The organism is Nocardia niigatensis NBRC 100131 (genome assembly GCF_000308655.1).
Classification (GTDB): Bacteria; Actinomycetota; Actinomycetes; order Mycobacteriales; family Mycobacteriaceae; genus Nocardia; species Nocardia niigatensis.
This window is the reverse complement of sequence record NZ_BAGC01000109.1, coordinates 23,705-36,865: the sequence shown is the minus strand read 5'-3', so window position 1 is coordinate 36,865 and position 13,161 is coordinate 23,705. Positions and strand designations below refer to the sequence as shown.

General features: G+C 64.7%; 11 protein-coding genes. 9 read left to right on the top strand and 2 right to left on the bottom strand.

From position 1 onward, the window contains the following. Positions 1-27 precede the first annotated feature (27 nt). From ON33_RS33235 to ON33_RS33225, 3 genes are all read left to right on the top strand, one after another. Entirely contained in the window at positions 28-1,266 is a 1,239-nt protein-coding gene (locus ON33_RS33235) for an NAD(P)/FAD-dependent oxidoreductase (protein ID WP_040863118.1), read from the top strand. A gap of 407 nt (positions 1,267-1,673) precedes the next feature. Then, complete coding sequence (locus ON33_RS33230; RefSeq protein WP_245550988.1) at positions 1,674-2,543, top strand: SDR family oxidoreductase; 870 nt, start codon at positions 1,674-1,676, stop codon at positions 2,541-2,543. A 260-nt stretch (positions 2,544-2,803) separates the two neighbouring features. Further along, entirely contained in the window at positions 2,804-4,255 is a 1,452-nt protein-coding gene (locus ON33_RS33225; RefSeq protein ID WP_040863116.1) for a WS/DGAT/MGAT family O-acyltransferase, read from the top strand. 81 nt (positions 4,256-4,336) lie between these two features. On the opposite strand, the gene ON33_RS33220 is transcribed toward ON33_RS33225, so the two are convergent. Beyond that, positions 4,337-5,494 carry an acyl-CoA dehydrogenase family protein gene (locus ON33_RS33220; RefSeq protein ID WP_040863115.1) on the bottom strand — a complete coding sequence of 386 codons (1,158 nt, stop codon included), beginning with the start codon at positions 5,492-5,494 and terminating at the stop codon, positions 4,337-4,339. A 59-nt stretch (positions 5,495-5,553) separates the two neighbouring features. Between ON33_RS33220 and ON33_RS33215 the strand changes: the two genes are divergently transcribed. Continuing rightward, entirely contained in the window at positions 5,554-6,453 is a 900-nt protein-coding gene (locus ON33_RS33215) for an HpcH/HpaI aldolase/citrate lyase family protein (protein ID WP_306307531.1), read from the top strand. Continuing rightward, positions 6,450-7,433, top strand: a complete 984-nt coding sequence (locus ON33_RS33210) for a MaoC family dehydratase (RefSeq protein WP_040863114.1) — start codon at positions 6,450-6,452, stop codon at positions 7,431-7,433. Before ON33_RS33215 ends, ON33_RS33210 begins: the two co-directional genes overlap by 4 nt. Here ON33_RS33210 and ON33_RS33205 read toward each other — a convergent pair. After that, complete coding sequence (locus tag ON33_RS33205; protein WP_040863113.1) at positions 7,401-7,961, bottom strand: TetR/AcrR family transcriptional regulator; 561 nt, start codon at positions 7,959-7,961, stop codon at positions 7,401-7,403. The genes ON33_RS33210 and ON33_RS33205 overlap by 33 nt on opposite strands. A 245-nt stretch (positions 7,962-8,206) precedes the next feature. On the opposite strand from ON33_RS33205, the gene ON33_RS33200 reads away from it, so the two are divergent. From ON33_RS33200 to ON33_RS33185, 4 genes are read left to right on the top strand one after another with little or no spacing between them, the layout of a single operon-like run. Then, a complete protein-coding gene (locus ON33_RS33200; protein WP_040863112.1) occupies positions 8,207-8,611 on the top strand; it encodes an SCP2 sterol-binding domain-containing protein in 405 nt (134 codons plus the stop codon). Positions 8,612-8,652: 41 nt separating this feature from the next. After that, on the top strand, positions 8,653-10,203 hold the full coding sequence (locus ON33_RS33195; RefSeq protein WP_083869484.1) for an acyl-CoA synthetase: 1,551 nt from the start codon (positions 8,653-8,655) through the stop codon (positions 10,201-10,203). A gap of 33 nt (positions 10,204-10,236) precedes the next feature. After that, the gene (locus ON33_RS33190) at positions 10,237-11,502 is read left to right on the top strand and encodes a cytochrome P450 (protein WP_040863111.1); all 1,266 of its coding nucleotides are present in this window, start codon (positions 10,237-10,239) and stop codon (positions 11,500-11,502) included. 11 nt (positions 11,503-11,513) lie between these two features. Then, positions 11,514-12,887, top strand: coding sequence for an aldehyde dehydrogenase family protein (locus ON33_RS33185; RefSeq protein ID WP_373281078.1), 1,374 nt, complete (start codon positions 11,514-11,516; stop codon positions 12,885-12,887). Positions 12,888-13,161 lie beyond the last annotated feature (274 nt).

The window sequence follows — 13,161 nt, the reverse complement described above, 5'->3', positions numbered from 1 at the left end:
AGTCGTATCGAGCGGGAAGGTGACCGAGTGTCCCAGGAAAACCTCGTCGTAGTCGGAGCGTCCCTCGCCGGGCTGCGGGCGGTGGAAGCCGCCCGCAAAGCGGGTTTCGGGGGCGGCATCACCCTCATCGGGGCCGAAGCGCATCTGCCCTACGACCGTCCGCCGCTGTCGAAGGCGTACTTGGAGCAACTGCCCGACGGTGAGGGGCCCGCGTCGACCGTCTTCCGCGACGAAGATGTCCTGCGTGGCGAACTCGGCGTCGAGCTCGTACTCGGTGCGCCGGCAACGGGTTTGGATACCGAAGGCAAGCGGGTCCTGATCGGCGACCGCGCCGTCTCCTACGATGCGCTCGTGATCGCGACCGGTGCCGACGCGCGGATGCTGCCCGGCGCGGAGGGCTTGAGCGGCGTCCATGCGCTGCGGACCCTCGATGACGCGATCGCGATCCGGCGGGCCCTGGATGCCGGTGCGCGCACGGTCGTTGTCGGTGCGGGATTCATCGGTTCGGAGGTGGCCGCCGGTGCGCGCAAGCGCGGCCTGGACGTCACGATTCTCGAGGCGCTGCCGACTCCGCTGGTCCGGGCGGTGGGCGAGCGGATGGGCGAGGCCTGTGCGGCCCTGCACGAGCGGAACGGCACCCCGCTGCGCTGCGGTATCGGTGTGACGGGTCTGGAAGGCGAGGGCTGCGTCGAGCGCGTACGGCTGAGTGACGGCACGGCCATCGAAGCGGATCTGGTCGTCGTGGGCATCGGTGCGATTCCGGCGACCGGCTGGCTCGAGGGCTCTGGACTCCACCTGGACAATGGCGTGGTCTGCGACGAGACGCTGTGGACCGGAGTCGACGGTGTGTACGCCGCGGGTGACGTCGCGCGGTGGCACAACCCGCTCTTCGACCGCCTGATGCGGCTCGAACACTGGACGAGCGCGGCCGAGCAGGGTGCGCTCGCAGCGCGCAACGCTTTGGACCCCGAATCCGCCAAGCCCTATCAGACCGTGCCGTACTTCTGGTCCGACTGGTACGACAGCCGGATTCAGTTCGTGGGCGTGCCGACCGCCGACGAGATCAAGGTCGTGGAGGGTGACCCGGACTCTGGCGGACGCTGGGTTGCGCTGTACCGCGAGGGCGACCGGCTCGCCGGAGCGCTCACCCTGAACGCTCAGAACGTCATCATGAAATACCGTGGCCTGCTGACGAAGAAGGCGAGCTGGGAGGAAGCCCTCGCCTTCGCCGCCGCCCGTGCCGCCGCACCGGTTGCGGGTTCATGACCCGAGTCGGACGCCGCGTGGCCTGCCGCAGGCGCCCCTGGCGTAGTAGGAGGTCAGCGGGATGCGCAATGGACGTCGAGCATCGACGGTGCGTCTGGTGCGCCAGCAACTCCGTCGCGTCGAGATCCGGTTCGACTGCACGGCGGGGGAGATGCGGCTCGAGTATGCGACCACGGCCGCGGAGGCCGGCCACTTTGCCGAGGCGATGATCACGCGCGGCTATCGCGTGCTGGTGGACCGAAATGCGCCGAGGGCTGCGGCCGTTGCCGTGCCGCGACCTGTGGCGGTATGCCTGACCGATTCCGATCGATCAGGACTAGAATTTAATTTAGATTCCAATATAATGACTGTCACAGCTGGTCGATCACGACCTCCAATGAGGTAGGTAGGGAATGAACGAATCGCAATTGACTCGTCGGATCGAAGGTCGCGTCGTCGCCATCACCGGCGCGGCGCGCGGCATCGGCTTGGCTACTGCGAAGGCGCTGCACCGCCGTGGCGCCAAGGTGGTAATCGGTGACATCGACGGTGACGCCGTCGTGAAGGCCGCCGCCGAGATCGGGCCGGACGTCGAACCCGTCCGGGTCGACATCACCGACGAGCAGTCGTTCGTCGCCTTTCTCGCGAAGGCCGAGGAGCGCTTCGGTCCGCTCGACATCCTGATCAACAACGCCGGCATCATGCCTATCGGCCCCTTCCTCGAAGAGTCGACCTCGCTGTCCAAGCGAGTGCTGGACATCAACGTGGCGGGGCCCATGATCGGGATGCGGGCGGCGCTGCCCGGCATGATCGCGCGCGGCTCGGGTCATATCGTCAATGTTTCCTCCATGGCGGGCACCGCGCCGATTCCGGGAGGTCTGAGTTACGGCGCCAGCAAGGCGGCGGTGATCTCGATGACCGAGACCGCACGGGTCGAATTCGCGAAGTCCGGTGTGTCGTTCACCTGTGTTCTGCCTTCTTTCACGAACACCGAGTTGATCGCGGGCACACGGGGTACGAAGTTCGTTCGCAACCTCGAGCCCGAGGAGGTCGCCGAAGGCATCGTCGGAGCGATCGCGGCGCGCAAGCCGGACGTCTATCTGCCGGGGATCCTCGGACCGATCGCCCGGCTGCAGCCGGTGTTCGGCCGCAGGATCCGGGATGTCATGAACCACCTGCTCGACGCGGACACCACTTTCCTCGCCTTCGACAAGTCGGCGCGAAGTGGCTATGACGCACGGATCAGCGGTGCTCCGGAGGCGCCGAAATCGTCCTCGGCACGCCGATCGCGGAGCTGAGCGTGGTCGCGGTCGGTCCGCGGTGAAAGGGGTGGTCCCGTTGGGGCCACCCCTTTTTCGTGCGTACCCGCACGCGGGTGCTGCCTGATCGGCCGGGCCGCTGTGTAGAGCGCCACATGTCGCGCGATTACTGTATGTGAGCCAAGATTCTAAAGTACATTAGATTTGCTGGGGGATTGGGGGTCGGGTCCACGGTTTCACAGCAAGGGCATTCAATGACGAACGCCATCCATCCGTTCCAGTCAAGTGAGAACAGGTAGATGACGAAAACCTTCCTGAACCTTTTTGATGCCGCATGGTTCTTCGTGGAAAGGGGCGATGCGCCTGCGCATTTCGGTCCGCTGATCATCCTTTCACCGCCGGCGGGGGCACCGGCCACCTATGTGGGAGACCTGGTCGCGCAGTGGCGCGCGAGTGAAGCCTTCGCCCCACCATTCAATACCGTGTTGCGCAAGAAGCCGATCCCGTGCTGGGAAACGGTTCCTGACCAGGCTATCGACCTGGACTACCACCTGCGGCACATCGCATTGCCCGCTCCGGGCGGTCAACGGGAGCTGGGAGTGCTCGTCTCCCATCTGCATTCGCTTCCGTTGGACCGCCGTCGGCCGCTGTGGGAATGCCATGTCATCGAAGGGCTCGAACACGGCCGCTTCGCGGTCTACCTCAAGTTTCACCATGGACAGTTGGACGGTGTCGCGACCGCCCGGCTCATAGGCCGGATCTTCTCGACCGACCCCGACGCTCGTGACTTGTTGCCGCCGTGGAGTGCGGGTATCCGGGGCAATGGTCCCTCGCGGCGGCCCATCGCCACCCAAACGGCCGCGAGCACGGTGTCGGCGTGGGGCAGGTTCGGTGCTGTCGAAAGATTCGGTCGCGCAATCGGCTCCGTTGCGGTGGCGGGGCGGGCGCTGGTGGATATGGCGCTCGCGGTCCGTGCGGATCGCACCGGCGATCTGACTCGGCCGTTTCAGGCGGCAACGGCACTGTTCAATCATCGAATCTGCGATCAGCGCAGATTCGCCACGCAGCATTACGATCTGGCGCGCTTCAAGCGCGTCGCGAAGACCGCGAATGTCACCGTGAACGACGTTTTCTTGACGGCGTTCGGCGGCGCGTTGCAGCGATACCTGTGGGAATTGGATGCGGTGCCAGACGGTCCGATCGTCGGCCAGATTCCGGTGAACATGCGCGAGCTGAATGCGGCGACCACGGGGAACGCACTGGCCTTCATTTTCGCTCGGTTGCGCACCGACATCAGCGATCCGGTCGTCCGCCTGCAGGCGGTGCATCGATCCACCATCGCCGCCAAGGGTTTCCATCAGACGCTGCCGCCGTCCGCGGTCACGCCGTTCACGCTGCTGCTGATGGGGCCGCAGATGGCGCTGCTGATCGCCGGCCTCGGCGGGATCGGCCGCCCGCCCGCCAACCTGGTCATCTCGAATGTGCCCGGACCTGTCGAGCCGCTGTACTTCAACGGCGCCCAGGTGGAAGAAATCTACGGTCCATCGGTGCTCTTTCACGGCCAAGCGCTGAATGTGACGATGTCGAGTTACGCCGGCAAGGCCGTCATCAGTTTCACCGCATGCAGCAAGTCCGTACCGCACGTGCAGCGGCTGGCGGTGTACACCGGCGAGGCGCTGGAAGAGATCGAAGCGGCGCTCGGCATCGAGCAGTTGCCCGAATCTGTTGCACCACAAGAGACTTCGGCGTAGTCGACCCGGGTGAACCACAATGAGAACGGCCGGTGCTTGCGATCAGGATCGCAAGCACCGGCCGTTCCGGTTCACGCGGCCTCAGTGGGTCAGGCCGCCGCGGGCAATGAGTTGCGACGTAATGACATTGCGCTGGATCTCATTCGTGCCCTCGCCCACGATCATGAGGGGAGCGTCGCGGAAATACCGTTCGACGTCGTATTCGGTCGAATAGCCGTAGCCACCGTGGATGCGTACCGCGTTGAGCGCGATCTCCATGGCGACTTCGGAGGCGTAGTACTTGGCCATGCCTGCTTCCATGTCACAGCGTTCGCCCGCGTCGAACTTGCGGGCGGCGTGCAGGACCAGCTGCCGCGCGGCGGTGAGCTTGGTGGCCATCTCGGCCAGGTAGGTGCCGATGGCCTGGTGCTGCCAGATCGGCACGCCGAAACTCTCGCGCTGCTGGGCGTAGGCGAAGGCGTCGTCGAAAGCGGCCTGGGCGACACCCAGGGCGCGCGAGGCCACCTGGATGCGACCGGTTTCCAAGCCCTTCATCATCTGCGAGAAGCCCTTGCCTTCGACCCCGCCGAGTACCGCGTCCGCGGGCGCACGGTAGCCATCGAGGAGCAGTTCGCAACTCTCGACGTCCTTGTACCCGAGCTTGGGGAGATCGCGCGAAACCGTCAGGCCGGGGCCGTGTTCGACGAGCAGGATGCTGATGCCGCGGTGGCGGGGTTCGGCGGCCGGATCCGTCTTGCACAGCAGTGCGATCAACTGCGATCTGCGGGCGTTGCTGATCCAGGTCTTCGCGCCGTTGACGGTGTAGCCGTCGGCGTCTCGCCTGGCGACGGTGGTCATGGCCTGCAGGTCGGAGCCGCCGCCGGGCTCGGTGAGGGCCATGGTCGCCCGGATCTCGCCGGTGGCCATCTTCGGCAGGTAGCGCTGCTTCTGTTCCTCGGTGCCGAAGGTGAGGATCAGCTTGGATACGACGGTGTGGCCGCCCATCGCGCCGGCCAGGCTCATCCAGCCGCGGGCGAGCTCCTCGGTCACACCCACGTAGCACGGCATCGAGACCGGTGCTTCGCCGTAGGGCTCCGGGATGGCCAGCCCATAGATACCGAGCTGTTTCATCTGCTCGATCAGTTTTTCCGGGTACTCGTTGGCGTGCTCGAGGTCGCGAGCGACGGGTCGGACCTCGCGGTCGACCCATTCGCGCACCGTCGCCACTACCTGCTGTTCCTCGGCGGACAGCTCGCTCACCGTTGACTCCTCGTTGGGCTTGGACAACTATCGATATACTTTAACATAGATTAAAAACTATGAAAGGTGGGTGCTTGATGACGGGACGTCCACGGCGGAGGTCGGTCCTCTGTGTGCCGGGTGGCGACGAGTACAAGATCCGCAAGGCGTTGACAGCCGGCGCGGATCAGGTGGTCATCGATCTCGAGGACGCGGTGCCGCCCGCGGACAAGGACCGTGCGCGGGCGCTGCTCGGTGCGATCGCCTGGAGTGAGATCGCCGATGAGCTGCCTGCGATCACGGTGCGAGTCAACGCGCCCCGAACACCCTGGTGCCACTCGGATATCAACGCGGTAGTGCGGCTGGGGGTGCCTGCGAGTTCCATCGTTCTTCCCAAAGTCGAGTCGGTGGGGGATCTCGAGTTCGCCGATCGTCTGCTCGACGGTGTCGAGGCCGGAGCAGGCCACGCTCAACGGATCGCGGTAGAAGCGCTGATCGAAACCGCCGACGGGTTGAGCCGGATCGAGCAGATCGCTTCGGCGACATCACGGCTCTCTACATTGATCACCGGGTACGCGGATCTCGCGGCATCGCTGGGCAGGACGGCCGGCCTGGAACCCGCGCTCTGGATCGCGGTGCAGGACAGGGTGATTGCCGCTGCGCGCACCAATCGTCTGGATGTGGTCGATGGTCCGCATCTGGGGGTGGGAGTCGATGACGCATTCGGGGCTGCGGTAGGCCACGCGGCGCGGATCGGGTTCGACGCCAAGTGGGCGATTCATCCTCGGCAGATTGAGACGATAAACCTCGCGTTCGAGCCGTCGAGCGAACAGGTGCGGTACGCGCGCGCAGTGGTGGATGCGCTGGCCGCTGCCCATGAGGGTGGTCGAGGCGCGGTGGAACTCGATGGTCAGATGATCGACGAAGCGATCGCGGTCGCTGCACGCCGCACATTGCTGAAGAGCGGAGTTTCACTGTGAATGCCGAAGGGCCGTACTTCGAAGAACTCGAGCCGGGTCAGGTATTCGACGGCGCGCCGTCGGTCACCCTGTCCGATGGCCTTGCAGCCGTGCATCAATCGATAGTCGGTGATCGTCTCCGGCTTCCGCTCGATCATGGCCTGTCCGCGGCAGTTACCGGTCGGGCCGGTCTGGCGCATCCGGCGCTGGTATGGGACATCGCCATCGGTCAATCCACAGTGGTCACCCATCACGTGAAGGCCAATCTGTTCTACCGGGGGCTGGTTTTCCGGAGGATGCCCCATCTAGGCGACACATTGACCACCACGACGACGGTCGAAGGGCTGCGGCAGAACCGGCGTCGTCCTGATCGGGATTCGACCGGACTGGTCGCCCTGCGCATTCGGACCGTCGATCAGCACGGTCGGGACGTACTCGATTTCTGGCGCTGCGCCATGCTGCCGCTGCGTATGGATCGCGATACCGGCCGCGCCGATGACCTGGACGGCATCGGTGCGGACGCGGATCTGAATTGGAATGCGGCGGTGCGGGATTGGGATGTCGCGGCACTGGCCGGGGGCGGCACCCGCGGCCCTGTTCCGGAAGCCGGTCAGCGGGTGGAGGTGATTGGTGGCGACGTGGTCGACGCGGCTCCGCAACTGGCCCGGATCACCCTCAATATCGCCAGAGTGCACCACGACGCAGACGCTGCCGGTGGTCGTCGATTGGTCTACGGCGGCCACACCATCGGCATCGCGTTGTCCCAGGCATCCCGGGCATTCCCCAATCTGGCGACGGTCGTCGGCTGGCACGGGTGCGACCACGTCGGGCCGGTGCACGAAGGCGACACGCTACGCAGTGTGATCACTGTCGAAGAGGTTGTCCCGCTCGATACCGGAGGTCGCCTGGTTCACCTCCGGTCGCAGGTGTTCGCTGGTGGCCAAACCGTCAATCATGAACGGCCGGTTCTAGATTGGCGCTACGTGGCGCTTTTCGACTGACCTGTCCCGGAGCTCTTGCAGTAGCCGGCTCAGGACCCATTCGAGTGCCTCCGGGTTCTCGCCGGAGTCCAGCTCCTGATAGCCGGCCAGGAGGTAGAGGCCCCAGCGGGCATGGTGGAGGGCCTCCTCCTCGTCGTCGAGAATCGCTCGGGCAGCATGCGCGACCACTTCCAGACGCTGGGCGTCGACGGCGTCCTGAATCGAACGGACCTCGGGGTCGACCTTGCTCCAGACCCGGATCGCCGCTTCGGCGCGATGGGGGAGAGCGAGTGCGAACCGCAGCAGGGCGTCCAGTTGGGCGAGTGGATCTCGGTGTTGCTGCGCCGCTTCGACCAACTGCGTCGTCCGCTCCGCCTGCCAGTGCTCGAGCAATTGCGAGGTGAAATCGTGCCAGTTCTCGAAGTAGTGATAGAAGGATCCTGTCGTCACCCGCAGACGCTTGCACAGCGTCGCCTGCTTCAGTGCGCTGTAACCCTGCTCTGACAGCAGCTCGAGCGCGGTGTCGAAGTAGTCCTGCTTGATGGCCATTGATCTCCGTCTTGGGTGTCAGGTTGGCGTTGACCGATGTTGGCTCGAAGTTTCCCGCGGGTCTTGTGCATAAGTCGACTTATGCTTACGATACTCGCATCGCTTGTGAGGCACACCACAAGGCTCACCCGACGGACGTCGCCCGGAATCCTGATCTGAAGGTTTCCGGTGAAGTCTCGGAACGAAATTTAATCAAAGATATATTCTAGAACGCAGGGGTGCTGCCCCGTGGGAGAGGAAGCGACATGGCCTTCAAGGACGCGGGCGAGGTGCGCAAGTACATCGGCGGCATCTTCGAGTCTGCATTCGCCGATCCGGAGATCGGCCCGAAGCTGGCGGCGACGGGTGTCGTTCTCGGCTTCGAGTTCTCGGATCCGGAAACCTTCCTGGTCATCGACGCACCCGCGGGCGCGGTCGAGCTGGGTCAGGAGCATTTCGGCAAGACGACGGCGACCATGCGAATGACTGCCGACACGGGCAACGCTTACTGGCAAGGAAAGGTCAATCTGCCGCTCGCGATGGCGAAGGGCAAGATCAAGATCGGGGGGAATGTCGCCAGCATGCTCAAGCTGGCTCCGTTGGGCAGCAAGCTCTACCCGGTCTACATCGAAAGCCTGAAGCAGGACGGTCGCGCGGACCTTCTGGTCTGATCCGGCAGAGCGCAACAGATCGAGCGGAGAGGTACCGCACAATGTTTCCAGGCGTCCACGCCCTGTCCACCCCCGACAAACCCGCGGTGATCATGGCCGGTACCGGCCGGACGATTACCTATCGCGAGTTGGACGAGAATTCGGCACGGTTCGCCCGTGTGCTGCACGACTTCGGACTGCGCCAGGGCGATGTCATCGCGCTGGTGTCCGACAATGCGCCCGAGTGTTTCGAGATCTATTGGGCGGCACTGCGTTCCGGTTTATACGTGACCGCGATCAACTGGCATCTGACGCCAGCGGAAGCGGCGTACATCATCGAGGATTGTGACGCCAAGATCGTTGTCGCGTCAGCCGCCGTCGGCGAACTCGCCGACGGGATACGGGACTTGGCGTCCGGTGTCGAGCAGTGGATGGTCTTCGGCGGAGACATCGAGGGCTACAGCTCCTACACCGGAGAGCTCGAGGGTGCTGGCGAGCGCTTGGCCGATCAGCCTCGTGGATCGGACATGTTGTATTCGTCCGGCACCACCGGCCGGCCCAAGGGCATCAAGCCGCCTCTGCTGCCGATCACGGTCGACCAGCCTGGCGACCCGCTGACCATGGCGGTCGGAAAGCTGTTCGGCGTCAACGGGTCCGATGTCTACCTCTCACCGGCCCCGGTCTACCATGCGGCTCCGTTGCGTTGGTGTGGTGCGGTCCACGCCTATGGCGGCACCGTGGTGATGATGGAGAAATTCGGCGCCGAGGAGATGCTCCGGGCGATCGAGCAGTATCGGGTGACGGTCACCCAGGTGGTTCCGACCATGTTCGTGCGGCTGCTGCAGTTGCCGGCTGAAGTCCGCGACCACTACGACATCTCGAGTCTGCGTCTCGCCATTCACGCCGCTGCGCCGTGCCCGCCGGATGTCAAGCGCGCGATGATCGATTGGTGGGGGCCGATTCTCGTGGAGTACTACGGCTCCACCGAGGCCAATGGGCTGACCGTGATCACGACGCCCGACTGGGAGGGGAAGCCGGGTTCGGTCGGCCGCAGTGTTCTCGGGCCGGTGCACATCTGCGACGACGACGGTAAGCAGCTGCCTTCCGGTGAGGTCGGCACCGTCTACTTCGAGCGCGAGACCTTGCCGTTCACCTATCACAAGGATCCCGAGAAGACCGCTGCCGCACAGCACCCGGAACATCCGACGTGGACGGCCGTGGGCGATCTCGGGTACGTCGATGAGGACGGGTTCCTGTTCCTGACCGACCGGAAGTCGTTCGTCATCATCTCCGGCGGCGTGAACATCTATCCGCAGGAAGTGGAGAACGTCCTCACCCTGCACCCGGCCATCTTCGACGTGGCCGTGATCGGAGTTCCCGACGCCGAGATGGGCCAGCAGGTCAAAGCCGTCGTTCAGCTGCATCCCGGTGTCGCGCCCACGAGCGATATGGCCACCGAGATCATCGATTACGCGCGGGACCGTGTGGCCCGTTACAAGGCCCCCAAGAGTGTGGATTTCGTCGATTCGTTGCCGCGCACCGCAACCGGGAAGCTCGTCAAGCGCGAGCTGGAGAAGCTGTACAAGAACCCTGCGTCCGCGGTTCAGAACTAGCGACGCTCAATCGCATTGCAAGGAAGTGCTGATATGACTACGGCAATCGAAACGACTGCCCGGGCCTACGATCCGCTGAGCATCTCGCCCCTGTCGTTCTGGTCGAAGACCGCCGCGGAGCGCGACGAGACCTTCCGCGTGCTGCGCGCCGAACGACCGATCAGCTGGCACCCGCCGATCGAGGGCGCGCTGATGCCCCCGGAGAATGATGGTGTGTGGGCGGTGACCAGCCATCGGCTGATCACCGAGGTCAGCAAGCAGCCCGAGGTCTTCTGCTCTGGCCTGGGTGTTCAGCTCGAGGAAGTCCCGCCCGACATCCTCGAGGCCGCTTCGTCGTTCCTTGCGATGGACGCGCCCCGGCATCCCGCGCTGCGCAAGCTGATCAGCTCGGCGTTCACGCCGAAGCAGGTGGCCAAGATCCACGATCAGATCAAGAACCAGGCGCGAACCATCGTCGACGAGCTGCTCGAGGTCGGTGACAGCGAGTTCGACTTCGTGCACCAGGTATCCAAGCGGCTGCCGATGTGGACGATCTACGAGATGCTCGGGCTGCCGGTGTCACAGCGGGACGAAGCCGCGCACATGGCCGACGCGATGGTCGCCTGGGCGGACGAGGATGTCGCCGGCGGTCGGGCGCCGGTCGAGCTGCTCAACGATTCTCTCGTCGGATTGCTCATGATGGGAATGGAATTCGCGCAGGAGCGGCGTAAGAACCCGGCCTCGGACTTGATGACGAACCTCGTGCAGGCAGAGGTCGACGGTCAGCGGCTGACCGATGACGAGATCGCCTCCTTCTTCGTGCTGCTGTCGGTCGCTGGCAACGACACCACGCGAAACACGATCTCCCTCGGTATCAAGACGCTGCAGGATTTCCCTGAGCAGAAGTCCTTGTTGCTCGACGATTTCGATGGGCGAATCGGTTCGGCCACCGAGGAATTGGTGCGCTGGGTGACGCCGGTGATGACCTTCCGCCGGACCGCGACCCAGGACACCGTGCTCGGCGGGCAGGAGATCAAGAAGGGGGAGTGGGTCGCCACGATCTTCTCCTCCGGCAACCGGGACGAGACCGTCTTCACCGACCCGGACGTCTTCGACATCACGCGGTCGCCGAACCCGCACGTCGGCTTCGGCGGCGGTGGCCCGCACTACTGCATGGGCAACTTCGTCGCCAAGATCCAGCTGCGTGAGATCTTCGACCAGTTGCTGCATCGCGCGCCGGACCTGAGGGTCGGCGAGCCGTCCTACCTGGTCGGCAACTTCGTGCACGCCGTCAAGCATCTTCCGGCGACACTGCGATGAGCGCCGAACTGATGAGCACCGAACAGATCACGGCCGTGGTCGAGCGGATGCGGCGCGGGTTCGCCTCGGGGCGGACCCGGAGCGTGGAGTGGCGTCTCGAACAGCTGCGGAACCTGGTCAAGCTGCTCGACCAATGCGAGGACGAGGTCGCGGCGGCACTCGCCGAGGACCTCGGGCGGAGCAAGCGGGAGGCGTGGTTCGGCGATATCGCCTCCACCCGAGGCGAAGCCGTCTTCGCGATCAAGCACCTGCGCGGCTGGATGAAACGACAGCGCCAGCCGTTGTCGCTCATTCAGTATCCGGGCTCAGCCTGGATCCAGTACGAGCCACTGGGCGTCGTCCTGATCATCGGGCCGTGGAATTACCCCGTCGTGCTGACGTTGGGGCCGTTGATCGCGGCGCTCGCCGCAGGAAACTGCGCCGTCATCAAGCCCTCGGAGCTCGCGCCCGCGACCTCCGCCCTGCTGGCCCGGCTGGTGCCGAAGTACTTCGACAGCACCGCTGTCGCGGTGGTCGAAGGTGATGCCGGCGTGACCCAGGCGTTGCTGGCCCAGGGCTTCGACCACGCGGTCTTCACCGGTGGTACCGAGGTCGGCAAGAAGATCATGGCCGCCGCCGCTCCCACCCTGACTCCGGTCACGCTGGAACTCGGTGGTAAGAGCCCGGTCATCGTCACCGCGGACGCCGATCTCGAGGTCGTTGCCCGCCGTCTGGCCTGGGTCAAGTTCATGAACTCGGGGCAGACCTGTATCGCACCGGACTATGTCCTCGCCGATCACCGGATCCAGGACAAGCTGGTGGACAAGGTCGTCGAGCTGATCGGCGAATTCGAGCGCGACGGGCATGTCGACGGTCGGCGCGTCGTCAACGAGCGACAATTCGATCGTCTCTCGGGTTATCTCGAGCAGACGCGCGGCAAGATCGTCACGGGCGGTGGGACGACTCGGTCGTCCTTGTCGATCGAGCCGACGGTTGTCGTCGACCCGGATCCGGACGAACCGCTGATGGTGGAGGAGATTTTCGGGCCGATCCTGCCGGTGCTGTCCTACGAAAGCCTCGATGACGCCATCACTTTCGTGAACAGCCGGTCGAAGCCCCTCGCCGCGTACTTCTTCAGCGGGTCGTCCGCGGTGCAGCAGCGCCTGGTCGACGAAATCCCGTCCGGCGGCGCCGTGATCAACCACATCGCGATGCATTACCTGGTGCCGCAACTGCCGTTCGGCGGTGTCGGCGCGAGCGGTATGGGCGCGTATCACGGCCGCTGGGGTTTCGAGGCACTGAGTCATCGGAAGGCGGTGCTGAAGAAGACATTCAAGCCGGATCTCCGGCTCATGTATCCGCCCTATACCGATCTCGCGATGAAGATCATGCGGAAGGTCTTCTGATACCGCCGGTGTGAGGAAAGCTCCTTGCTGCCGAATTACCCGGCGGCAGCGAGGAGGGTGCACCCGGGACACGAGCCTCTCGCTCGATTACCCGATCACTGTCCCAGGTGTACCCGTCGGCTCGTGCGGGCCAGCTGTCCGGTCCGCACGAGCCGAATCCGACCGGGTCCGAGAACTCCTTGCCTCGTCGGACGCCCCTAGACGCAGCAAGGAAAGGGCGCGTCCCGGGATCTCGAGCCGCCCAACCCTCGTCGTTTCGGGACGCGCCGCTCGA